Below are 24056 nucleotides of genomic sequence, written 5' to 3'. Positions count from 1 at the left end.
CATCATGAAACGTGTTTTGTTTTGTGCGTCGGCATTGGTCGCGATCGCGGCCTGTGCTGGCACCTCTCTTCCGGTTTCGGGAACACCGGTCGCGATGATCCAATCTCGTGCTGTTGATAGTGGACAGACGATCGGCGGTTCGACGACATTGATCCGTACCTTTGCCGCAGACGCTGCTGGTGATGTCGTTGAAGTGTCTGGCGTGACGTGCCGGTTGCGCTCTGATCAATTTACGGCGCAGGTGATCACGCCACAATTTGTGACCTATCCAAACTTTTTGCAGGCATCGCGGTTTGCAAACCGTGGCCGGCCGGATCCATTGGTCGTGACATGCCGGAACGGCGACAAAGCTGGCACACAGGTCGTCACAGCAGTGACACAAGGCGGACCGGGCAGCCGAACCACAAATTCGACATCGACATCAGGCACGACCACCGTGTCTACTGCATTTGTGCCACTGACCGGAAATATCGCCTCCAGTTATCCGTGGACCTTCCCTGCAGAAGTTCGCGTGACCGTCGAATAAGGTTTGAAAAGATTCAGTGTGAATTCGGCTGAAGCCCTCTTGTGCTTCCCATATCACTGCAGTAAGACCAGCGAACGTAAGGCAACCGCCTTATAATTTTGGCGCGGGATGGAGCAGCCCGGTAGCTCGTCAGGCTCATAACCTGAAGGTCGTAGGTTCAAATCCTACTCCCGCAACCAAAATTCAGCATATAATTTCGCCAGATAAGCCTCGCATTCGCGGGGCTTTTGGCGTTTTTGATCGCGCGTAACATAGGTCAACGGTATGGCTCTTGATACCTACGGATGGTGTATTTTAGCGCTGCCGCATAATGACATCAAAATCCTACTATGCATGAGTGATGATGCATATTTTCGTACGGTAATGCCTATACAGGGGCAACCATAAGATGGTGCGACGCACCGCAAAATATGGCAATTTAAACCGCCGCTCTTGTTAATTAATTGCTGTATTTTTATCGCAACTGCACCGAAATCGAGCAGCATATCGTCACCTAACCATTGCATCGTGTAGGTCTCTCACCCCACCCTATCGGCGTTATTCCGCCGATTAGGTTTAGTTATTTGCGCCCTTTTTCAGAGTACCGTGTTCGTAAAAAGCTTGGCAGTGATGCGTTGATCCTAGGGGTCGATGCGACACGCGTTGCCGGAAAAATACGTGATATACGGCTTCGTCGCATCTGGCGGGCGACGCGTAAGAATAGGTTACTGCCGCGGTTCGCCGGTGCCGCTATCACCCATATGGCCCGTGCAACACGCCCTTTCAATTTCGATGATGGCGATATTGACTTGGTATCGTTTGAAAGCGGTAACACCTACCAGCGCATGCAAGATGTTTGGACGCATCGAAGCGCACTTCAGGATAGCACGACCTATCAACAAATATCGGACGCACTGGCGCGCGACGGACAGTATCAGCATAAGAATTACAAAATTGTCAATTCTGATGAGATCACCTTGCTGCTACAGACCTGCTTTCTTGATTTGCTTAACAGCTTGGCTGAGGAGGGCTATCAACATGGCAAGACCTCGACGTATGGGACGGGTGGTACAGGAAAGGCCGTTATCTGGCGCGACGGGCGGATCCGGCACGAAAACGGGGCCACCCATCGTTTGGCGGCGGCACGGATTGTCGGTATGCGGACGCCGTTTCCGCTTCGTATTGTCGGGGTCCATCAAGCGTGGCTTGACGCGCAAAACGTTCGTGGGTTTTCGCACATCTCGCAGTTGACAGAGCTTTTAAAGCGGGTTGATGGTGTGTTGCAGTAATCGATATGGTGTAATTCACCCTGCCGATAGATATGCTTCGGTCACGGCGACCGCTTTTAAGGGCAGGCACCTATAACAATGAAATTGTTTGAGGGTTTGGTGAAGTCTGATTTGCGGGCAGAAGGTTTTCCCGTGCGGCTGACTTAGACTGTAGCTTTCGCAAAAAACGGTATCCAAGCTTCCAGCACCTTGTCTGGGTGCTGCTCTGCCAGATAATGGCCGCCGGGCAAGGCCCAACCACGCACATCCGCCGCGCGTTCATTCCATAGTGCCAGACAATCAAAATGGGCTTCAATCGCGCCATCTTCGCCCCAAAGGGCGAGCAATGGCATAGGCAGTTTTGATATGTCCGTATCATCATGGGTGATATCAATGGTGGCGGCCGCGCGGTAATCTTCGCAAGCGCCATGGATTGCGTCAGGCGCTGAAAAGCAAGTCAGATACTCATCCAAGGCCTGTTGCACAAAAGGCGATAACCCGGCTTTACCCGCCCCACATTTACTTAGCCAATAGAAGGCAGGATCAGCGCCAATCAAGCGCTCTGGGAAAGGATGCGGCAATGTCAGCCAATACCAATGCCAATAGGTATGGGCGAAACCGCTGTCCGCATCGCGATACATTTCGCGTGTCGGTGCGATGTCGAGGGTCGAAAGCGCCAAAACACGATCGGGGTGATCCGCCGCCAGCCGATGGGCCACGCGCCCGCCGCGATCATGCGCGCCGATTAAAAAGCGCGTATGGTTCAAATGATCCATAAGTGCCAGAATATCACCGGCCATGGCCCGTTTGGAATAGGGCGCGTGGGCGGCATCTGTGACGGGTTTCAATGATCGCCCATAGCCGCGTAAATCAGGGCAGATCACCTGATAGGTCTGCGCCAAAACCGGGGCCACCGCGTGCCACATGGCAGAGGTTTGCGGATAGCCATGCAACAAAACAAGCGGGGGGCCATCGCCTGCGATACGGTAGAAGATGCGACCTTCTGCTGTATCCAAATAGCGTTCTTCGAACCCGTCAAAGAAACGGGTCGCAGGCGTGGCGGATGCGGCGGCGGGGTGCATCAGGTGAAAATGCGCTGCCAGGACGACTGCATGTGCCCAAAACATTCGGCCTTATATGCAACCAAAGCAACCTCATTTTCATAAAGCGCCACGGCAGCCGAAGACCCATCATCAAAGGCACCTTCAAGGCAAACAAGTTGCGCACCTTCTTCGCCGCGCAAAGTCTTGGCATGGGCTTTGCGGAAAGCATCGACTTGGTCTTTCCAAATGGCTTGCAGGGCCGCGAAATCGCCGGCTGTTTGGATGACTTCTCCCTTTCGGACGTGCAGCACGGAAGAAAATGACTCTGCATTCTGGCTGAGAAATTGTTCCATCGGTGGCTTTGGCGTGGTGTCCATCGTGACACCCCAAAGCTCTGACAGGCCTTTGGCCGAAATGCCGCGCTCACCGCCTTTGCCGAACGCTTGGGGGGGCAGGCTACGGACTGTCATACGGTCGGCCTTACCGCATAAATTCTGCAACAGATCCAAGGCGGCTTGCACGCCGTCAGGTTCTTCGCGCGAGATGACTTGGCCGATAATGTCGGCGTTGTTTTCGGGTGTTACGCTGACAATACCGCGCAGGCGGCGGCCAGCAGCGACAATTGTCACTGTGGTCCCTGCGCATTCAAATACCAGACTGCGTTCCAGCACGGTGTCATCCACTTCACGCAACATCGCCGTAAGGGGCGCAGGATCGCCGCCCACGGAAATAAGACGCGCGCCGCTAGGATCGATGCTATCGCGCGCCGTTAGCGTCGCGAGTTTTTGTGCCAAAGCGTCTAATTCGCTCATCAGCCTGTTTCCAGCTCTACGTTAATTTTTCTCATTCGCCGCCACTTATACGGTCCAGACATGCAGCAGCATCAGTAACAAAAGCATCTGCATCCAGATTTGGCAGACAGATACAACACAGAACGTCATTCGGTTCCTGTTCAGATCGCAGAAAGACGCGCAATTGTGACGCGCTTGCGACGGCCGCCCGGTCACTTGGCTGTTCGCCCAATGCAGGCGTGCCGTTCGCACCCAACAAAAGCGCGGCCTCAGCACACAGCACATCCAAAGCCTCGCGCCGTAAATTTGAATTGGAGTCAGTTACAAGGATCATCTTTGTGGACAGGTCTGCAAAGGCCAGCGCAGTGCAGCCTTCAAACCTTTCCCGCAGAGCATCCAACTCATCAACAACCATTAGCAGCCCGCATTTCTACCACGTCATGACCTGACTACGGCAATTGTACGGTTTGTGAAAGACCCGCGAACGCGGATCAACATTAAGACGAGGGGACAATCGGGTCTGCGATAGATGTAGGCAGATCCTCTGGTGTCTCAGCACGCGTGCGTGGACGCGACGGGCGCGCACCATCAGGGGCGCGTTGCACACGGCGTGGACTAACGGCTGCGGCAACAGGTTGCGGCACATCGGCTAGGCTGTCCACGTTATAAAGTGGCAGCTCTGTGCGCGCGGTTAGTGCGGTCAGTTTTTCGATGACGTCAATCAGATGCGCAGTAAATGGGCCGGCACCGCTGGAATCCCAACGATCATAGTCATCGCCAGCCTGAATTGCCTGTAACAGCGAAACGGGGAAGGTTCCGCCAAACTGCCCTTTGGTTTCACGGCTCACTCGTTTGATCACGCGGCTGCGGTCTTTTTCATTTGTCAGCTTATCAAAGCGCGTGATCAGCAGGATCGAATTTTCGCGCACGGCTTCTGGCATGTCATTCCAAACGGCGGCTTCTGATTGGCGCCAGGCCTGCGTGGCATGGGTACACCAGATCACGGCATCAACCTCTGGCAACATGCGTTCCCAGACTGCGGATGACATATTCGGGTCCGAAATCCCCGGAAAGTCGATCAGATCGCAGACTTCCAGAATATCTGATTCAAGAAACAGACGAATATTGCGGGTTTGCTCAACCGGGATACCTTCAAGGTTTTCAATATCAACAGGTTCGGTCGTGCCATCGACGTCAACGCGGTAAGGCGCGCGCGTGCCGTATGTGATCCAGACAGGCGACAAACGGGTCGCGGTTACTTTTTCGGGCAACGGGCGCTGGCCCATCAGCAAGTTAGACAGCGTACTTTTGCCCGCGCTGAATTCCCCCATCAGGGCGATACGTGGCTTGCGACGTGTGCCAGAGGCGGCTTCACCTACACTCATTTATCAACTCCCACCGCCAAAATCGGTTCGCCTTCGGTCAGTTCTTCAAAGATGTAGTCAAACAACTCATCCCGTTCCTGCTGTGCAGTAATACCGAAAATGTCTTCCAAATCGTCAATGGCGATTTCTGATTTACTGCTGATGTCCTGTAAGATCGCGCGTTGCTCAGCGTGGAATTCCTGCAGCTCGACTCTCGCCTTGGCGCGAATTTCATCCGCCTGCCGGACCTTGAGTTCATCCACGATTGGCGCGGTTTCAGCTTCGATCAGATCGTAAAAGCCACTGGCAAAGGCACGATAGCCCTTGCGGCGCTTCCACCAGCCCTTCCACCATGACGTCTGCAAATCCAGCGCGATGGTCTGGCCCAGTGAAACGGGGGCAGGGATTTCCGGCGCAGAGGGAGGTGTAATTGTAAAGTTTTCAACATCCACGCCAAAGGCTGACCGATAGGTATTCGCCAGATCAGAGGCCGCGGCACCATAAACGTCCTGACAGGTCGCCGTGACGTTCCGGCGCATCACCTGATAGCTGGTGCGCAACAACATGCGCAGCCCATCAGGGCTGTATTGCCAAACCTCTTCTTCGCCGTTGGTTTCCAGATGTTGCAGCAGGGATTCCAAAGCACGATCCAAGAACCGTTTGTGGGATTGGTCCACGCGCGATCCGAATTGCTGGAACGCGATATCAAGCCGCTCATCAAGTGATTTGAGGCTTTGCTCTTCCAGCTCTGTCAGGTGCGTTTTCAGCTTATCACCCGACATCACCTCAACCGTGTCGCCATCAAGACGCATGGATACAACAGCGTTCGATGCGCGGACACCGCCCACAAGATTAAGTGCGCGTTTGCGTGAAGCGGATAGAATTTCAGCACCGGGGCCTTCGGCAATCCGTTCGGATAGGGCGCGATACAGCTGTGGCACGCCAGAAAGATGCCAAACCAGTTCTTTGGTATCCATGCCAGCGCTTTCCGCGCTCAAGGATGCTTCGGCCCAGTTAAACATGGCTTCTGCGCTGTCTGCCACGATATCATCCAAGTCGTCGGACAAAGCGATATTGGCCCAATAGGCGCTGCCAAAGATGACCTGCGGATTTTCGGGACCGTTGTTGTCGGCCAAAGTCTGCAGGATGCTATCGCGAATTTCGGGCACTTGTTCGGCGGGGTTCGATAATTCGTCAATACGATTGACAAAGATCACAACTTCGCGCGCTTTGACGTTCGAAATCAGGCGGATCAGCCCCATATCCATTGAGCTGAGGGCCTGATGCGCAGACAAAACAACGACGCAGATTCGGCTGTCGCGCAGCGCATTGATCGTGATCTGCTCGCGCATCATGAAGGTATCGTTCACACCGGGCGTATCGCGAATGCAGATCGGCATCGGGATTTTGTCGGCGGACAGATACAGGTCGGCCGACTTTGTGATATCTGCAAAACGACCCTGTTGGTCGTCTTCGTCCGTGTCCTCAAAATCATCGCCCATGCAGACGTAACGCTGCACCAATTCATCGCTCAGTTCGGCGTAGTTGTGTTTCTGTCCCAGCAACAATTCGAACTTACGACCAAGGCGCTGCTTGGTCTTTTCCCGCATCTCAGCAATTTGCAGGCGGACTTTTTCCAACTCATCGTCAGCACCGGCACGTTCGGACAGTTCACCGATTCGGCCTCCGTTCTCGACAAGATGGTCCCATTCGCCTTGGCTGAAGAACTGAAATGTTGCTGTCGGCGCATCGTCCGGGAGGGGTGCATTGAGGTGAAGTGACGTCACAACAGATGTCCACGGGTTCACATCCGCAGGCAGCAAATCAGGACGCCCGATCATGGCATTCACCAAGGATGTCTTACCTGCCTTGATCTGCCCGATCATTGTAATGCTAGGTTCAAAAGCGCGTAACTGCTTGATAAGACGGGCTGCTTTTTTGTCAGCTTCCAGTCCACCCAGTTTTACAACGTCGCCAAGGGTCGCCTCTAGATCAACAACCTCATCATGGAAAGCGTCCAGCTTTTCCAGACCCAATCGCATGAAAGGCAGCTGCTTTGGCGGGACGGCTAAACCGTCCTCATTTGCGACCTCTTCCATCTTCATCCCAGTTTCGTCCTTAGCAAATTGATAGTACTAGCATTAGCACCTGTTCCGCATGCAGCCAAATAGCAATAAGAACGCCCTCTTTATTGCCATAATGGAAACAGACCAGCACGGCAAAAGTATGGCGTATTCGCTAAAATTTCTACAAGATTAACCGCAACTTACGCTGCGATATCTGCCTGCAACTCACGCTTTATTTGGAGCATAAGGCTAACAGCTTCAAGGGCGACGTCGTCACGTTTCTCCATTTGCATCAACTGCACCATATCTGCCGCATCAAATGCAGTATCCCGTGCGCGTTGCAGCGACTGGTCCGCGTCATCGCCATTTTCATTCAGATAATCGCACAGCCACTGGATATGATCAGCGGTCAGTGTCATCACCTCGGCTGGGCCGTTTTCGCCTTGTTCTTCCAACACAGCCGCAAGTTCTGTGCCGCGTTCTTCGATGTAGGCAATCACATGAGCATAGGCTTCGCGAGTGGCCGGTTGCAGGGCGGGTGTGGCCTCTTCCGCCTCCATCTCTGGCTCTGGCGCGCTTGGTGTTTCGGCTTCGGCCTGCGCTTCAGCCGCTGCATCACGAGATACGTTTTTGCGGGCTGCGATTTCGCGCAGACGGGAAATGGCGTCTTGTGCTGCCGGTTTGGCGTCTGTCACTTCCTCTGGTTCTGCGGGTGCAGGGGGTTCTTCCATCTGAGGTGGCGCAGCAGGCGCATCATCTTCTATGGCGATGTCCTCTGAGGCCTCCTCTGGGGTCTCTGGCGCTGGCGCTATATCTTCAACGGGGGTGGCTTTGGTGGCTGGTGCGGGTTCATTTGCCAAAATATCATTGTACTGATGTAGCATCACATCGGCCATATCCACCGCAGACTGGCGTCCAAGCTCTACCTGCTTCAGCACGGCAGAGATCAACGCAGATCCGCCACTGTCGCGCATTGCGACCTTGTCGACGGTTCCATCAGCGCGGCGTGCGTTGACGGCTTGTGTCGTGGCAATTGCAAGCACCTCGGCGAACTCATCTTTCGCCGCCAGTTTGACCGCGCCAACAGTTGTTTCCAACATGCCTTCTGTTTTCAGAAAATCAGCCCGTGTGATCATGCAAAATGCGTGATCTTTCGTCAGATCGGGCATCGTGCTCCAGATCCGCTGTTCGGTTTCGTTGAAGCCACGTGTTGACCATAGGGTCACGTCAGAACGCTTAGCGGCCCATTGCGATGCCCGGTGGATCGCGTTCGCGTCATTGGGCGCGACAACCTCAAGCAAGGAAATCTTGCGCAAAGCAGGCAGTGGCAGCAGCATTTCGACAAAAACTGGTGAAAGATCCGCGATTTCGGTCATATCGACACCATCCAGCACAGTTTTTGACCCGTCCGAAAGGGTGCAGACAGCCTTTTCGCTTTGACCATAGGCAAGTTGAAGGGTGGGCAGGCGGATACCATCAGGGATCACTTCATCACCGACCAAAAGGTTCAGCAAAGTAGATTTACCCGATCCAGGCATGCCCAACAGAGCAAGGCGCACCGGTTTCATCAGGCGCGACAGCAGCTGTTCGGCTTTCGGTTGTATAGAATCAGGAAGCAGGCCACTTTTGACGGCCTGCTCGAGTTCAGCCTGAACCCGGTTCCCCAGCGATTGATTCGACATTACTTACCTCCGGCGGCAATCTTAGCCGGCGGCGCAGCCGCATCAACCTCCTCTGTCATATCAATGTCATCGTTAAGCTCAACTTTTTTGAGCGGTTTGACCTCTTTGATCACCGTAGGTTCTGATTTAGCAGCATTCGCTGGCTTCTTTTCAGGCTTATCTTCCGGCTTCTCCGGGGTTTTCTCGACCTCGTCCAATTCGACCACACGCGTCACGTTTGCGGTTTGCGCATCAACATGGCCAACCGGCTTGGCGCGGATAGCGCGGATGACCGGCTTGTTGTGGTTCAGTTTGATGACCGAGAAGGTACAGTTGTCCTGATCAGGATCAGCCAGCGCCTCGATCGCTTCCAGAAGGTAACCTGCGATCTCGGCCGCTTTCTTGCGGCGATATCGGTGCAGTATCTTTTGGATTTTGGGATCATCAAGATACTGTAAGCCATCACTAGAGACGATAACGATATCGCCGACCTGCAACTCAAACGGTGTCTTTGGGCAATCAGACTTTGCAACGCGATCACCAAGGATTACCGAAGTCAGGCAGTTACGATCAGGGTGGTTTTTGCCAGCTTCCTCATCCAGCAAACCTTGCTGAACCATGAAATCAATCTGTGGCGCCATCGAATGGTCTTCGTTCAGCTGCTTCATCTTACCAGCGCGATAATGATAAAGCGGGCTATCACCAATCGACATCCAGTACATCCGGTTTTCGATCAAGATGACCGATACCAAAGTCGCACCCATACCGCGTGTTTCCGGGTGGGATTCCACGTGGTCACGGACATAGCTGTTCGCATTGGACGCAGATTCAGTCAGGAAACGCGGAATTTCACTTTCGAAATCCGCAAAATTTGCGCTTTCAAACTTGAGTTCGCTAAAGACTTCGGTAACGACGATCTTACTTGCCACGTCACCGGCAGCATGACCGCCCATTCCGTCCGCAAGTACGACAACGCCACTGTCCGCCCCAAAGGGAAAATCGGTTACAATAGCGTCTTCTTGATAGTCGCGCCCGCCCTGACAAATTGCAGATGCAACGTCAAAACGTGGTTCAGGCGATCGCCACATCTTCGTCCTCCTCAGTCGTACCTTCCGACCAGTTGAATGACTTGCCGCACAGGGCAACAAAGCGCAAAACAGTTTCACCGATGCGGATAACATCGCCTGTGTTCAGCGTTTCATTGCTAATCAAAGGCTTGTCATTCAAACGTACAATATTTGATTTACCGCCGTGACCAAGCAAGAATTCCTTGGTGTCCGCATCAAAAACAATCGCCGCGTGGTTCGTGCGCGAGATTGAGTTGTCGCCAAAATCAAGCTGGACCGCCTGATCTTCGCCGCGCCCGATTTGCGACATCCCGGCCAAAAGCGAAAAGCTTTCGCCACGCCCTGGGCCTTCTGTCACGACCAGCCAACCAACAGGAAACTTCAAGCTCTTTGTTGGTGCGGTTTTTGGCGTATCATTGAACAGATCCACAACATCGCCGTCGGATTTATCAAAACCAATCAAACGGGTCTTGGTGCGACGCGACCGCGCCGGAGACCGGGCTGCCGCAGCTGACGCCACCGCAGGCTCTGCCCTTGGGGCCGCTGGTGCGGCTGGGGCTGTTGGTTCCGGCAGGGTGGTTGAGGACCCATCGTCTTCCATGTCCCAGATATTAACGGCGACCGGCTCTGATGGGGCCTTTGCCTTATCTGGGCTGATGATGCGCACTTCTTTTGTGAGAACATCACTGGGCGTTGGCTTTTCGTCCAACTGACCATCACCATCGACCATTGATCCGATCGTGTCGCGATAGGATTGCTCAAGAGATTCCACTGGCGGCGCTGGTCGCGCGGCCTCTTCATTGCGTTTTTTACCAAGCAGATCACGAATGAATTTCATCTTAGCTACCTTCCAATTTACATAACGCTAGCATGCCGCAGGGCCCGCTATATCGTTTTACTCTGTCCCGCCCGTTGAGGCGAGCGACGCAACCCACAGGCTGCCATCACGTTGCACGGCGAACATAAACTGCTCTGTGCCGTTGTCGAATTCGCGCTCAAACAAGTCTACCATCGAGTCGCGCTGATCTATAACTTCGCCGGTCGGGATGTAGGATGTGATAACGTCGCCGACGGCCAGACCACCGGTCTGTCCTGCATCCAATTCAACCACCGATGTGCGCCAGCCTGAACCTGCGAAGACGGTTTCGAATTGTGTGCCATCTTCCAGTTTCACAGTCTGCACAACAGGAAGGATCCAGTTTTGCTGCAGCGCTTCACCAGTTGATGGGTTCAAGGTGTTGAATGACACAGCAATAGTTGGTGACTCTTCCGGGGCGCCAGCTTGTTCGCGTAAAACAGCTGGGATATCCGCAATGGCCTCGACCGATGTTCCGTTGACGCCAGTGATCACAAGGCCAGGCTCGACCCAGACAGGTGAAATCGGACCAGCCTCGGCAATGATGTTTGACCGGTCACCAGCTGCAACAAACGGCAACTGAACGCTCCAGTCAGCTTCAATCGGGCCGGTTACCAGCTCGTTGCCGGGCGTAACGGCCGCGATATCAACGACAGGACCGTTGCCAATCGCCTCGACCGTGTCAGGCGTTGATGGCAGCTCAACTGCTGCAATTTCAGATGTCGAAAGTGTACGGTTTGCGGACACTTCGGGCAGGGCTGCACCCGTCTCAGGCTCTTCTGTGACCGGACGCGGGGTCGCGACAGGCTCGGGAAGTGGCTCTGACTCAGGCACAGCGGCCAGTTCGACAGCTTCGGGGCGTGTCGATGGGCGCACTGTAGGGGTCGGCGCATCGCCGGCTTCTGGGCCTTCTACAACTGTTGAAGACACAGCGCGCTCCTGTTCAGAAGTCACAGTTGGTTCGCTGGAAATCTGTGGTGTGTCTGTTGCGGCCAATTCAGCGGCCAACTCTTCTGCGACAGATGGTGCTGTTGGTTCAGCAACGACAACGTCTTCCTCAACTGGTGCAGGGGCTGCGGGTGCCACTTCTGTTACCGTTTCAGTCGCGGTTGGTTCAGGTGTCTCTGCAGGTGTAGCAAGAAACGGCGGAAGTTCTTCGGCTGGCGCTTCGGCAACAACCGGGGCCTCTGCAACCGGCGTCTCGTCGCCACCTGTCATTGTCATCACGCCCATGCCGACAAGCAGTGCTACTGCTGCAGCAGAGCCAAGCAGCAAAGGCATTTTCGATTTTTGCTGTGTTGCAGCCAGTGGTGACGCATCAGATGAACCATCCGCATCGTCGCCTGCGACAGCGCCGCCGACATTCAGTGGTGTGACGTTGCCATGGGTCCCGTCCATCATCGCAATCCAATCCTTCGCGGACTGAACACGGTCTTTTGGAAGAACAGCAAGAGCCTTATCCATTGCAGCCAAAAACTCTGGCTCATAATCCGAAAAGCGACCAGCGAGAGGCTGATAAGGATCAGGTTCACCCGACGCGATTGCGGCCAGACGTGCTTGCGAGTTTGGCGGCACATCGCCGTTGATCAAGTGATAGAACGATGCACCCAAAGCATAAAGGTCACTGCTTGGGCTTTGCTCGGACCCGGCAATATAGAATTCCTGCGGCGAATAGCCGTCTTTGACAACGCGCAACGCAGATAGAACGCGGCTTTGCTTGGTTGCTTCTTCGCGGGCGGCGCCAAAGTCGATCAAGACAGGGTGGAAGTCTTTGTTGATCAAAATGTTGTCTGGCGAGATGTCACGGTGCAGGATGCCTTGATCGTGAATAAAGCTCACGGCGCCAAGGATCTCTTTCAGGATCGACTTAATCTGGCTTGGGTTCAGACCGTGGTTTGGATCCTCGATTGTATCCAGCAGGTCGCGACCGGTGACAAAGTCGAGCGCCATATAAGCGGTCTCATTGTCTTCGAAAACCTGATGCACGCCAACGATATTCGGGTGGTCCAGTTTGGCAAGGCTGCGGGCCTCTTGTACAAACAGACGGACGATGGATTTCAATTCATTCTGGTGCGCGCGCGAACGGGCTTGCACCACGTACCGGCTGCGACGGCAGAACGCGCCGGGGAAACATTCTTTGATGACAACCTTACGGTCCAGGCTGTCGCGGGCAAGATAAGTGATCCCGAAACCACCAGCATTCAGAAAGCTGTCGATTGTGTACTGGCCGTGCATCAGTTTTGTGCCCGGCTTTAGCTCATCAACAAAGCTGTCCTTGTCGTTATCGGTCTCTTTCTCTTGTGGCTTAGCCATCTGTCTACCCAGCTTTCAAAATCACTCATACATCGGTTTCCCGATCTCAGGCTCTTAGGTCTCATTCAAATTAGGCCAAAAAGTGACGCTAACTTGTTGTTTAGTGGTTCTTAATCTACCAGTTTATCACGGATTAGGTGCGGAATGTGAAACAGTGACCGGCAAGAAATCGCCGATTTCTCTTAATTTTAACTGAAAACACATAGCTTTGTGTCCGACCTGTGTTGTGTGGGGTAAATGCGGCAAATTTCGCACGAAAAGCCGCAAAAATCGTAATCATGCTTAAAATTTCGACGGCTCAGTGTCGATTCTAAGCGATCTCTGCTCTGATTCTGGGATGAATTGCGGTCAGAATCCGCCCGATTCTATGAACGGCATATGAATAAGGCCGTTTCGCGCGACGAAGAAACCCAGCTTGTCGCGCCCTGCACAAAGTTGCAGCATCCCCCCGAAGGTGGAGGACGGACGCATGGTGCGCGTATTTATAAATGGGTTTGGCCGGATCGGTCGCACGATGCTGCGTGTGCAAACGTCGGGCGCCTGGCCAGAGGTCGAAATCGTGGGAATCAATGACATTGCGGACCCAAACCTATGCGCCCATCTTTTTTCCTACGACAGCGTCTTTGGGCCATTTGCCGGGGATGTCAGTTTTGTAGACAACGCGCTTGTACTTGATGGTCAGGCTATTCCCTGGACACAGGCCGCTGATATCTCAGCGCTTGATTTGTCGGATGTCGATATCGTGCTGGAATGCACCGGCAAGGCCAACAGCCGCGATGTTGCTGCGCGCGGCTTACAGGCTGGGGCGGGACGGGTGCTAATTTCGGGGCCTTCTGACGCGGCTGATCTGACCATGGTGCTGGGGGCCAACGATGATCTGCTGGACGATCAGCCGATTGTGTCGAACGCCTCTTGCACAACGAATGCGCTGGCGCCCTTGGTGCGCTTGATTGATGATGCGTGGGGGCTGCAAACGGGATGGATGACGACAATCCACTGCTACACCGGCAGTCAGCCCAGCGTTGACGCGCCACGCGGTAATATGTTGCGCAGTCGGGCGGCGGCATTGTCGATGGTGCCAACAACGACCTCTGCCCAACAGCTATTGAACCAAGTCCTGCCAGACCTTGCCGGTCGGATCGAGGCAGCGGCGGTGCGTGTTCCCGTTGCGTCCGTTTCTGCCGTCGATTTGTCCGTCACGCTTGATGCGCGCGTGACACTGAAAGATGTGCATGCGCTGTTACGGGCGCAATCCGGTATTATTGGCTGGACCGATAAGCCGCTGGTGTCGACCGATCTGCGCGCCCGGCCCGAAAGCCTGATTGTTTCCCTGCCTGAAACGCGTGTCACGCAGGGCGGGCTGGTGCGGGTTTTTGGCTGGTATGACAATGAGTGGGGGTTCTCTTGTCGGATGCTGGATGTCGCGCAGATGATGGGCCCAAAATAGGTGTTTAGGCCGACCAATAAAACGACCGTGCCCCTGACGCCTGTTCACATCATTGCCATGTCTCTTGTGACAAACACCAAGTTATCCTAGGCTCTTTGCGGGGGTCAAAGGTAACGAGGAGTTAGCATGACCAGAGACACTTCACGCATAGCGGCCATGATATTGTTTGCGTTGTTTGCAACACCACTTAGCGCGTTTGGCACCACATATGGCAACGAAGATTGCAACAATGATGCCATTTTCCTTGAAGAAAACGATATTGTTTGCACCGCTGTTTTTTCAGAGACAAACATCTGGGACTTCCTGAATAACCTGCCTCGCCGGATTACATTTGATGAGCTTGTTGAGCTCAATCCGCTTCTTATCATCGAAGACTTTGACACCATATTGACCGGTATCACCTTCGTCAGGGTACAGTAAGCGCGCCCTTTTTGATTAGGCAAAGCTGATCGCGCACCATGGTGCGTTTTTGCACATAGGCTAGATCACCACCATGTATCGTTAGGACTTTTACTTCTTTACGGACCGCATTACCTTCGGCTGACCAAACCAAAGGTCACCCCATGTCCGCGATCGTATCTGTCAAAAACCTGCGCAAGGCTTATGCGGGGGGCTTTGAGGCCCTTAAATCCGTAAATCTTGATATCGAAGAGGGGGAAATACTTGCCCTGCTTGGCCCCAACGGTGCAGGCAAGACAACCCTGATCTCAACCATCTGTGGTATCACGGTGCCGACATCTGGCAAGATCACCGTTGGCGGCTTTGATACGCAAACCCAGTTTCGTGCTGCTCGTGATTTGATCGGGCTGGTCCCGCAAGAAATCAACCTTGAACCGTTCGAGACGGTCATGAACTCTGTCAGCTTTTCGCGCGGTATCTTCGGTAAATCGCGCAATGACGCTTATATCGAAGATGTGCTGAAACAGCTGTCGCTGCACGACAAAAAGGACAGCAAGATCATGACGCTTTCTGGCGGCATGAAACGCCGGGTCCTGATCGCTAAGGCATTAAGCCACGAACCTCGCGTGCTGTTCCTTGATGAACCCACCGCAGGCGTCGACGTGGAGTTGCGCAAAGATATGTGGGAGGTCGTGGCACGACTGAAGGCATCTGGCGTGACGATCATCCTGACCACCCACTATATTGAAGAGGCCGAGGCGATTGCCGACCGGGTCGGTGTCATCAACAAGGGTGAAATTCTGCTGGTGCAGGACAAAGCTGATCTGATGGCACAGATGGGTCAAAAGCAATTGAAGATCGAATTGACCGATGCGGCCGCGACGATCCCTGATGCGCTTGCAGGTTATGATCTGGCGCGCGCGGATGATGGGCTTAGCCTGACCTACAGTTACGATACCACGGGCGAACGCACCGGGATCACCACGCTACTGAACGACCTGCAAAAGGCCGGTCTGCAATTCAAGGACATCCAAACCCAGCAAAGCAGTCTGGAAGACATCTTTGTTGGCCTCGTAAAGGAAAAACCATGAACCTGAACGCCGTTTGGACAATCTATATCTTTGAAATGCGGCGCTTTTTCCGCACCATTACACAAAGCCTGATTTCACCCGTCTTGTCGACATCACTTTATTTCGTGGTGTTTGGCGCCGCCATCGGCAGCCGTATTCAAGAGGTCGAGGGCGTCAGCTATGGCGCGTTCATTGTGCCAGGACTGATCATGCTGTCTGTCATGACGCAAGCGACATCGAACGCCAGTTTCGGCATCTATTTCCCAAAGTTCATTGGGACGATCTACGAGCTGCTCTCTGCCCCCATCAGCTTTCTTGAAGTCGTCGCAGGCTACGTCGGGGCCGCCGCTACAAAGGCACTTTTCATCGGCGTGATCATCCTGATCACTGCGTTCTTCTTCGTCGATATCCAGATCGCGCATCCTTTCGCGATGATGCTTTTTCTGGTACTGACCTGCGTCAGTTTCGCGCTCCTTGGCTTTATCATCGGTATCTGGGCAGACAACTTTGAAAAGCTGCAACTGATCCCGCTTTTGGTGATCACCCCGCTCGTGTTCCTTGGCGGGTCTTTCTATTCGATCAGCATGCTGCCTCCTGTCTGGCAAACGATCACGCTGTTCAATCCGGTCGTCTATCTGATCAGTGGTTTCCGCTGGTCGTTCTTTGGCGAGGCTGACGTGGCCATCGGCGTTTCCCTATTCGCGATCGCGCTTTTTACGGGCGCATGTCTTGCGATCATCTGGTGGATCTTCCGCACTGGTTGGCGGATCAGACAGTGACCCTTGCGAGTGCCACCAGAAGGCCTAAGTAGCAAAGCATGAAAAAATACATCCCCTTCATGAAATCAGAGCCTTTCGTTGCCGTGATCCGGCTGCAAGGCGCTATCGCCAATTCCGGGCGCGGTTTGGATAACCCCGGCCTTGCCCCCGTCATTGAAAAGGCGTTCAGCAAAGGCAAGCCCGCAGCTGTCGCGCTTGAAATTAACTGCCCCGGTGGGTCGCCCGTGCAGTCGTCGCTTATCGCCTCACGCATTCGCCGGTTGGCCGATGAAAAGAAAATCCCCGTCTTTGCTTTTGTCGAGGATGTCGCAGCCTCTGGCGGCTACTGGCTCGCTTGCGCCGCAGATGAGATTTTCATCGACAGTTGTTCCATCACCGGCTCTATCGGTGTGATCAGCGCAGGCTTTGGCGCGACCGAGGCAATTGACAAAATCGGGGTCGAGCGTCGGGTGCATACTGCTGGTAAATCCAAGTCCATGATGGACCCGTTCAAGCCGGAAAAACCTGCCGATGTGAAAAAGCTGAAAGGTTGGCTGGAAGATCTGCACGCGACTTTTATTGATTACGTCAAATCGCGGCGCGGCACCAAACTGTCTGACAACCCCGACCTGTTCACTGGCGAAGTCTATATCGGCCAAAAAGGGATCGACGAAGGGCTGGCCGATGGCATCGGCCATCTTGCCCCGGTGATGAAAGAACGCTTCGGCGACAAGGTGCAATTCCGCCGCTATGGGCAAAAGAAACCGCTGTTGGCGCGCTTTGGTGCGCAGATCGTGGATGACGCTGTCGCAGGCATCGAAGAACGTGCGGCCTTTGCGAGGTTCGGCCTTTGATCCTGAAAGCGATCTTTATCTTTCTGGCCTTCATGCTGGTGTTGGCCATGTTCGGCAAATGGCGGTTTCCGGGGCAGGCCCGGCTGGCACAGGCGAAATGCCCCAAATGCCTGCGCTACCGGATCGGCAAAGGGCCGTGCCAATGCGAAAAATCCCGCAAATGAGGGCGCTGGTCACTGGGGCGGGCGCACGGCTGGGGCAAGCCATGGCGCTTTATCTGGGGCACCGCGGTTACGATGTGGCGGTGCACTACGCCGGCTCTAAGGCTGGCGCGCAGGATACCGTGGCCCAACTCGAAGCGTTGGGGCGTTCTGGCGCCACTGTGCAGGCTGATTTGCTGGATGAAAACGCCACACAAGCTTTGGTCAAGCGTGCCGCTGACGCGCTGGGCGGGCCGCTGACCTGTCTGGTGAACAACGCCTCAATCTTTGAATACGATAATGTGAAGACGGGCACGCGCAACAGCTGGGACCGGCACATGGAATCCAACCTACGCGCGCCTTTCGTTCTGACACAAAATTTCGCCGCCCAAGTGCCGGACCCTGACACAGATGACCAAGGTGAACCGATAGCCAAGGCGCTTGTCATCAACATGCTTGACCAACGCATCCACAAGCTCACGCCAGAGTTTATGAGCTATACCATCGCCAAGATGGGCCTGTGGGCGATGACGCGCACCACAGCGCAGGCACTTGCCCCGCGCGTGCGGGTGAACGGCATCGGTCCGGGGCCGACGTTGCAAGGGCATCGGCAAAGCAAAGAACACTTCGACAAACAACGCGCCGCAACGATCCTGAAGCGTGGTGCGAACCCGTCTGATATCACTGCAGCGCTTGGATATTTCCTCGATGCGCCTGCCGTCACAGGCCAAATGTTGGCCGTTGATGGGGGTCAGCACCTTGCTTGGGAAACGCCTGACGTATTGGGCGTTGAATAGCATCTGCGTCAAGTTGTGCACCTGCGCCGCTGCCCGTTCACGGAACTGTCACAAAGGGCCTATTTTTCAAGGCGTTAACCAAATAGCAATAATAATATACAGGTTTTTCAATACCTTGCGAAACTGCCTATTTTTTAGGCAAATCAACGAAGCCAGCCAAATACAACGAAAAAATCCACCTGTCAGGGAATAACCCACGGAGTTATCCACAGAAACCGTGGATGCCTTTTCTCTTGTCCCCGGTGCGTTACCATTGCAGCCAAACGAGAATCACAGAACCGATAGATGACAGAGCAGCCAATCAAACAAACCAAGACCGGATACGATGTGATCCATGGCTATCTGCGTACGCTGGATAGCTCACCGGGTGTTTACCGCATGCTCGATGCTGACAGTCGTGTTTTGTATGTTGGCAAGGCCCGCAACCTAAAGGCGCGTGTGTCGAATTATGCGCGCCCCGGCCAGCATTCGCCGCGCATCACGCGTATGATCCGCGAAACAGCGTCGATGATGTTCCTGACAACGCGCACGGAAACAGAGGCGCTGTTGCTGGAACAGAACCTGATCAAGCAGTTGAAACCGCGCTACAATGTGCTGCTGCGCGACGACAAATCCTTTCCCAACATACTGGTCACCAAAGATCATGCCTTCCCGATGATCAAGAAACATCGCGGGGCAAAGAAACAGCAAGGGAATTACTACGGCCCCTTTGCCGGTGCAGGCGCCGTCAACCGCACGCTCAATCAACTGCAACGGGTCTTTTTGCTGCGCAATTGTTCCGACAGTGATTTTGAAACACGCACGCGCCCTTGCCTGCAATACCAGATCAAACGCTGCTCTGGCCCCTGCTGTGGGCTAATTGCTGAAGGTGATTATGAGGCGTCGGTGCGCGATGCCGAGAAGTTCTTGCAAGGCCGCACGAAGGGCATTCAAGAAGCGCTTGCCAAACAAATGCAAGATGCCAGCGAAGCTATGGAGTTTGAACGCGCTGCCGCCCTGCGCGACCGGATTAAGGCCCTTACCCAAGTGCAATCCGCCCAAGGCATCAACCCACAGAACACGCCAGAGGCTGACGTGATCGCTCTTCACCGCGACGGCGGCCAAGCCTGCGTGCAGGTCTTCTTCATCCGCGCCAATCAAAACTGGGGCAACCACGATTATTACCCGCGCGTGTCCGGGGATGAGGACCCATCCGAAGTGATGGAGGCCTTTGTCGGCCAATTCTATTCCAACCGCGAACCGCCCCGCATGCTGATCCTGTCACATGGGTTAGACAGCGACGATCTGATGGCAGACGCGCTGGCCGAAAAGGCGGAACGCAAGGTCGAAATTATTGTCCCCCAGCGCGGCGAAAAGGCGGAACTGGTGCAGAACGCCCTGCGTAATGCCCGCGAAAGCCTTGCGCGCAAAATGTCCGAAACCGCCACCCAAGCACGGCTGCTCAAAGGCGTGGCTGAAGCGTTCGAGATGGACAGGGCGCCCCAACGGATCGAGGTCTACGATAACTCGCACATCCAAGGTGCCCATGCGGTGGGTGCTATGGTTGTGGCTGGCCCCGACGGATTTGACAAAAACCAATACCGCAAATTCAATATCCGCGGTGATGACCTGACCCCAGGCGACGATTTCGGCATGATGAAAGAGGTGCTGACCCGCCGCTTCCAGCGCCTGCTGAAAGAAGACCCCGAGCGCACCTTAGGCACGTGGCCCGACCTGCTGCTAATCGACGGCGGACAAGGGCAGGTCAGTGCCGTGCGCGAGATCATGAACGACCTCGGCGTCAGTGACATCCCCATGGTCGGCGTGGCGAAGGGCGAAGACCGCGACGCGGGCAAAGAGGAATTCCACCGCACGGGCAAACCCGTCATGGCGCTGCGGCACAACGACCCGGTGCTCTATTTCATCCAGCGGATGCGCGACGAAGTACACCGTTTCGCGATTGGCACACACCGGGCGAAACGGTCGAAAGCCATCGGGGCCACACCGCTCGACGACGTCCCCGGCGTTGGTGCCACACGGAAACGGGCGCTATTGGCGCACTTCGGATCAGCCAAGGCAGTCGCGCGGGCGAATTTGGCGGATTTGAAAGCGGTGGACGGGGTGTCAGCGAAGCTGGCGCAGACGGTGTATGATTATTTTCATGAGAATGGGTAGGAGGGAGAGCTTGTTTGGAGTGTGTCCTGATAATTCTTATGCGAACTATGAATGTCCGCTTCGCGGACAAATCGAACCTGGTCTGCAAGCGCGTCAAAGTCCGCTTTGGTTGACGTTCAATAGACGGTCGTTTTTGAGAAGCCGCTTCAGGAACGCTTCAAGCTCATTTCAAGCGTCCTCGTTAAGACACTATAGACCTGAAGCTATTTCCATCCGCCTAGTTTTTGGCGCAATGCCCTGGTAGTTTGGTGGTCCGCAGCTGAAGGAATGGTGCATGGCGAGACCAGAAGGTAGTTGGGAGGCATACATTGAAGCAAAGGAACGGATTCTTTGGGAAGGACGTCCTACTGATCAGCTTTTCGTGTTGCGGCCAATCGAAGTTCTATTGATTCCAGGTTCTATCTTATGGTCGGGTCTCGCGGCACAAGCGATCTCTGCATTCCATAAACCGGATTTACTAAGCATGGCAGTACAATTCATACTTCTTACAGCTTGTTTCTACTTTACTGTTGGCCGTTTTATGATTGATCAGTACAAGCGTCGCAGGACCGTCTATGCGTTAACTGAAAAACAGGCATTGATTGAGACTTCCGCCTTTGGTCTGAAAGTCCGAACTCTTCCAATTACACCTAAGCTTTTTGTCAAACTCAAAGACGGAACTCGAGGGTCGGTTCAGCTAGGTAGGCCACCGAGTGCCTTCTCGATTTTCTTTTCGATAAAGAAGCAGTTCGGAGTTTGGAGCGGAGACAATGGTGACTTTACGTTTCGGGCTATTGAAAACCCAAAGTTAGTATTCGATCTTCTTCAGAAGATCCGTAGCGGCGAAATATAGCCATCTTTGATTTATGACGGTTGGAATGTATTTTGCCGACCCGGTATTCAGGCATGTGTCAAAGATACTCGTTTTGGGCTCGATCTCAAATCATACCAATTGATGCTGCAGAAAACCCCATTCAAAATCCTAGTTGTTTTTTGAACGCTTTTGGCTCTCACGTAATAGCAGCCATCCACAACTTCACCCACCCACCATATAAGGCATCAAAATCACCTCATTCTCCGGTCCGATCTTCGTGAACCACGCTTCGCGGTAAATCACCCCGTCCAGTGCCAGTGATACCCCCCGTTTGATCTGCGGCGCGAGCCCCGGATGCTTCTCGGCCAAGGCGTCCAGCAATTCCTTAAAATTGCTGGCCTCCACCTCGACCCATTCCTCGCCATCCGCCAATGCGCGCAGCGATCCCCAGAGTTTCACACGGACCATCGCCTCAGCCAGTCATCGCTTTCAGCAAGCGTGGTGGTGACATCGGCAGCTCCGTCATCCGCCCGCCCGCCGCTCGTGACACCGCGTTCGATATTGCGGCCAAAGGCGGCACAATCGGCGTCTCACCCACGCCGCGCACGCCGTAGGGGTGGCCGGGGTTGGGGATTTCTAAGATCACCGTTTCGATGTCTGGCAGGTCAGACGCAACGGGCACGCGGTAGTCGAGGAAGCCCGCGTTCTGTAAACGCCCATCCTCGCCGTAGATATACTCTTCGTTCAGCGCCCAACCGATGCCTTGCACGGCCCCGCCTTGCATCTGTCCCTCGACGTAATCGGGGTGCACGGCCTTTCCTGCGTCCTGAAACACGGTGTAGCGCAGGATTTTCGTGGCCCCGGTTTCCGGGTCCACTTCGGTGTCGCACAGATGCACGCCAAAGCTGACGCCAGCGCCGTCTGCGTTCACCTCATGGTGCCCTGCAATCGGCCCGCCGGTTTTGCCTGCAATGGCGGCAATCTCGGCCAGCGTCATCGGCGGATGCGTGCCCGCATTCGGCCCCGCCGGTTTGGCGCAACCGTCTTCCCAGATCACAGCGTCCTCGTCGATGTCCCAGATTTTCGCGACCCGGCTGCACATCTCTTTGATGGCCGCGCGCGCCGCCTCAATCGTGGCCAGCCCGACCGCAAAGGTCACCCGGCTACCGTCTGTGATGTCGTTGAACCCGAGTGAGGAGGTGTCGGCGATCACGGTCCGTACCTTGTCGTAAGGCACACCCAGTTCTTCCGCTGCCATCATCGAGATAGACGCGCGTGAACCGCCGATGTCAGGGTTGCCTTCAACCACGCCGACCGTGCCATCGTCGTTGATGTTCAGCGACACGCAGGTATTGCCGCCAAAGTTGAACCAGAACCCGCAGGACAAACCACGTCCTTGGTTTTCACCCAAAGGTGCGGTGTAATGTGGGTGTGCCTTCGCCGCTTCCAACGTTGCGACCAAGCCGATGTCGTTGAAGGTCGGGCCGTAGGACGAAACCGTGCCTTTGCGTGCGGCATTCATCAAGCGCACGTCCAGCGGGTCGAGGCCCAGTTCCTGACACAGCTCATCTACCACACTCTCAACCGCATAGATCGCCGTCGGCGCACCCGGTGCGCGGTAGGGGATTTCTTTGGGCCGGTTCGTCATCGCATTCCAGCCAACGGTTTCCACCGCTTCCAGATCGTAGGCTGCGAAAGCCGCCTGTGCCCCCATGTTGACCGTGCCATTTGGGTACGCTCCGCCGGAATAGCGCAACTCGCCCCGCGCGGCGGTGATGCGCCCGTCCTTGGTCATGCCAATCTTGATATCCATGGAGGATGAGATGGTTGGGCCGGTCGCCTTCAGCACTTCATCGCGGGTCATTACGATCTTCACCGGCTTGCCGGATTTGCGTGACAGTGCCAGCGCGACAGGTTCGATAAAGGTTGACGTTTTGCCGCCGAAACCGCCCCCAATCTCGGACGAAGTGATGCGCAACTGGCTTTCCTCAACCCCCAGCACCGCGGCACAATTCGCGCGCACCATGTATTGCCCTTGGGTGCAGCACCAGACCTCGCCTCGGCCATCAGATCCGAGGCTCGCCATGCAGGCCTGTGGTTCGATATAGCCTTGGTGGGTGGCCGCAGTTTTGAAACTGCGCTCAATGATTTTGTCCGCTTTGGCAAAGCCCGCATCCAAGTCACCGTGCCCAAACTGACAATGGGTCGTCACGTTCTGGGACATGCCCGCAGGCACGGTTTCCAGCGCGCGGCCCTCCTGAACAACTGGCGCGTCGGGTTGCATCGCGGCGTCTACATCGGTCACATGCGGCAGGATTTCGTAGTCCACCTTGATCAAGCGGATTGCTTGTTTCGCGATGGATTTGCTTTTGGCCGCGACCGCCGCAACGGCGTGTCCATCGTAAAGCACCTTGTCCCGCGCGAGGCAGTTGATCGCGACATCTGCGAAATCTTCATCGTCCGGCTGTGCAAGGTCCGCGCCCGTTACAACCGCCTTGACCCCTGCCAGTGCCTCAGCCGCTGACGTATCAATCGACACGATCCGCGCGTGGGCATGCGGGCTGCGCAGGATGCGCCCGTACAACATGCCGGGGGCCGCGATATCCGCGCCATAAGCGGCCTTGCCTGTCACCTTATCAATCCCATCGGGGCGGGTGACCCGGGTGCCGACAACCTTGAAATTGCGCTTTGCTTGTGCGTCAAAAGCCAT

The 24056-nt window shown here is 54.9% G+C and carries 22 protein-coding genes and 1 tRNA gene; 12 read left to right on the top strand and 11 right to left on the bottom strand.

All coding sequences use genetic code 11. From position 1 onward, the window contains the following. Positions 1 to 4: 4 nt before the first annotated feature. The 3 genes from RCCS2_RS04335 (at position 5) to RCCS2_RS04325 (ending at position 1794) form a co-directional block, all read left to right on the top strand. Positions 5 to 526 (top strand): hypothetical protein, encoded by a 522-nt coding sequence (locus RCCS2_RS04335; protein WP_008231687.1) that lies wholly within the window; start codon positions 5 to 7, stop codon positions 524 to 526. 102 nt (positions 527 to 628) lie between these two features. Next, positions 629 to 705 (top strand) — tRNA-Met (locus RCCS2_RS04330). Positions 706 to 1089: 384 nt separating this feature from the next. Beyond that, positions 1090 to 1794 (top strand): hypothetical protein, encoded by a 705-nt coding sequence (locus RCCS2_RS04325; RefSeq protein WP_156788416.1) that lies wholly within the window; start codon positions 1090 to 1092, stop codon positions 1792 to 1794. Positions 1795 to 1937: 143 nt separating this feature from the next. Here the strand turns inward: RCCS2_RS04325 and RCCS2_RS04320 are convergent, their stop codons facing one another. The 9 genes from RCCS2_RS04320 to RCCS2_RS04280 all read right to left on the bottom strand — a co-directional run bounded on the left by RCCS2_RS04320 (position 1938) and on the right by RCCS2_RS04280 (position 12934). Further along, positions 1938 to 2855: an alpha/beta fold hydrolase gene (locus RCCS2_RS04320; RefSeq protein WP_008231681.1), complete on the bottom strand. Its 918-nt coding sequence runs from the start codon at positions 2853 to 2855 to the stop codon at positions 1938 to 1940. After that, on the bottom strand, positions 2855 to 3628 hold the full coding sequence (locus RCCS2_RS04315; RefSeq protein WP_008231680.1) for a hypothetical protein: 774 nt from the start codon (positions 3626 to 3628) through the stop codon (positions 2855 to 2857). Before RCCS2_RS04315 ends, RCCS2_RS04320 begins: the two co-directional genes overlap by 1 nt. Before the next feature lie 31 nt (positions 3629 to 3659). Beyond that, a complete protein-coding gene (locus RCCS2_RS04310; RefSeq protein ID WP_008231679.1) occupies positions 3660 to 4022 on the bottom strand; it encodes a hypothetical protein in 363 nt (120 codons plus the stop codon). A gap of 82 nt (positions 4023 to 4104) precedes the next feature. Next, positions 4105 to 4992 carry a dynamin family protein gene (locus RCCS2_RS04305; RefSeq protein WP_008231678.1) on the bottom strand — a complete coding sequence of 296 codons (888 nt, stop codon included), beginning with the start codon at positions 4990 to 4992 and terminating at the stop codon, positions 4105 to 4107. Beyond that, a complete protein-coding gene (locus tag RCCS2_RS04300; RefSeq protein ID WP_008231677.1) occupies positions 4989 to 7076 on the bottom strand; it encodes a dynamin family protein in 2088 nt (695 codons plus the stop codon). The genes RCCS2_RS04305 and RCCS2_RS04300 overlap by 4 nt, the downstream gene beginning before the upstream one ends. A 161-nt stretch (positions 7077 to 7237) precedes the next feature. Next, entirely contained in the window at positions 7238 to 8719 is a 1482-nt protein-coding gene (locus RCCS2_RS04295) for a hypothetical protein (RefSeq protein WP_008231676.1), read from the bottom strand. After that, positions 8719 to 9786, bottom strand: coding sequence for a PP2C family protein-serine/threonine phosphatase (locus tag RCCS2_RS04290; protein ID WP_008231675.1), 1068 nt, complete (start codon positions 9784 to 9786; stop codon positions 8719 to 8721). Before RCCS2_RS04290 ends, RCCS2_RS04295 begins: the two co-directional genes overlap by 1 nt. Further along, positions 9770 to 10603: an FHA domain-containing protein gene (locus RCCS2_RS04285; protein ID WP_008231673.1), complete on the bottom strand. Its 834-nt coding sequence runs from the start codon at positions 10601 to 10603 to the stop codon at positions 9770 to 9772. The genes RCCS2_RS04290 and RCCS2_RS04285 overlap by 17 nt, the downstream gene beginning before the upstream one ends. Positions 10604 to 10660: 57 nt before the next feature. Beyond that, positions 10661 to 12934, bottom strand: a complete 2274-nt coding sequence (locus RCCS2_RS04280; protein ID WP_008231671.1) for a serine/threonine-protein kinase — start codon at positions 12932 to 12934, stop codon at positions 10661 to 10663. Between the two features lie 469 nt (positions 12935 to 13403). On the opposite strand from RCCS2_RS04280, the gene RCCS2_RS04275 reads away from it, so the two are divergent. The 9 genes from RCCS2_RS04275 to RCCS2_RS04235 all read left to right on the top strand — a co-directional run bounded on the left by RCCS2_RS04275 (position 13404) and on the right by RCCS2_RS04235 (position 21385). Then, entirely contained in the window at positions 13404 to 14381 is a 978-nt protein-coding gene (locus tag RCCS2_RS04275; RefSeq protein ID WP_008231669.1) for a type I glyceraldehyde-3-phosphate dehydrogenase, read from the top strand. Between the two features lie 126 nt (positions 14382 to 14507). After that, positions 14508 to 14801, top strand: coding sequence for a hypothetical protein (locus RCCS2_RS04270; RefSeq protein ID WP_156788415.1), 294 nt, complete (start codon positions 14508 to 14510; stop codon positions 14799 to 14801). A gap of 143 nt (positions 14802 to 14944) precedes the next feature. Next, positions 14945 to 15871 (top strand): ABC transporter ATP-binding protein, encoded by a 927-nt coding sequence (locus tag RCCS2_RS04265; RefSeq protein WP_008231666.1) that lies wholly within the window; start codon positions 14945 to 14947, stop codon positions 15869 to 15871. Then, positions 15868 to 16629 carry an ABC transporter permease gene (locus RCCS2_RS04260; RefSeq protein WP_008231664.1) on the top strand — a complete coding sequence of 254 codons (762 nt, stop codon included), beginning with the start codon at positions 15868 to 15870 and terminating at the stop codon, positions 16627 to 16629. Before RCCS2_RS04265 ends, RCCS2_RS04260 begins: the two co-directional genes overlap by 4 nt. 38 nt (positions 16630 to 16667) lie before the next feature. Then, positions 16668 to 17462: a S49 family peptidase gene (locus RCCS2_RS04255; protein WP_008231661.1), complete on the top strand. Its 795-nt coding sequence runs from the start codon at positions 16668 to 16670 to the stop codon at positions 17460 to 17462. Next, positions 17459 to 17626, top strand: a complete 168-nt coding sequence (locus RCCS2_RS18290; RefSeq protein ID WP_008231656.1) for a hypothetical protein — start codon at positions 17459 to 17461, stop codon at positions 17624 to 17626. Before RCCS2_RS04255 ends, RCCS2_RS18290 begins: the two co-directional genes overlap by 4 nt. After that, positions 17623 to 18399, top strand: a complete 777-nt coding sequence (locus RCCS2_RS04245) for an SDR family oxidoreductase (protein WP_008231654.1) — start codon at positions 17623 to 17625, stop codon at positions 18397 to 18399. The genes RCCS2_RS18290 and RCCS2_RS04245 overlap by 4 nt, the downstream gene beginning before the upstream one ends. Before the next feature lie 285 nt (positions 18400 to 18684). After that, positions 18685 to 20553 carry an excinuclease ABC subunit UvrC gene (gene uvrC / locus RCCS2_RS04240; protein WP_008231653.1) on the top strand — a complete coding sequence of 623 codons (1869 nt, stop codon included), beginning with the start codon at positions 18685 to 18687 and terminating at the stop codon, positions 20551 to 20553. A gap of 274 nt (positions 20554 to 20827) precedes the next feature. Continuing rightward, positions 20828 to 21385, top strand: coding sequence for a hypothetical protein (locus RCCS2_RS04235; protein ID WP_008231652.1), 558 nt, complete (start codon positions 20828 to 20830; stop codon positions 21383 to 21385). Positions 21386 to 21568: 183 nt separating this feature from the next. Here the strand turns inward: RCCS2_RS04235 and RCCS2_RS04230 are convergent, their stop codons facing one another. Beyond that, positions 21569 to 21814: a MoaD/ThiS family protein gene (locus RCCS2_RS04230; RefSeq protein ID WP_008231651.1), complete on the bottom strand. Its 246-nt coding sequence runs from the start codon at positions 21812 to 21814 to the stop codon at positions 21569 to 21571. A 4-nt stretch (positions 21815 to 21818) separates the two neighbouring features. Further along, positions 21819 to 24056, bottom strand: coding sequence for a xanthine dehydrogenase family protein molybdopterin-binding subunit (locus tag RCCS2_RS04225; RefSeq protein ID WP_008231650.1), 2238 nt, complete (start codon positions 24054 to 24056; stop codon positions 21819 to 21821).

The organism is Roseobacter sp. CCS2, assembly GCF_000169435.1.
GTDB lineage: Bacteria > Pseudomonadota > Alphaproteobacteria > Rhodobacterales > Rhodobacteraceae > Yoonia.
This window is presented reverse-complemented; position numbering and strand designations above follow the sequence as displayed.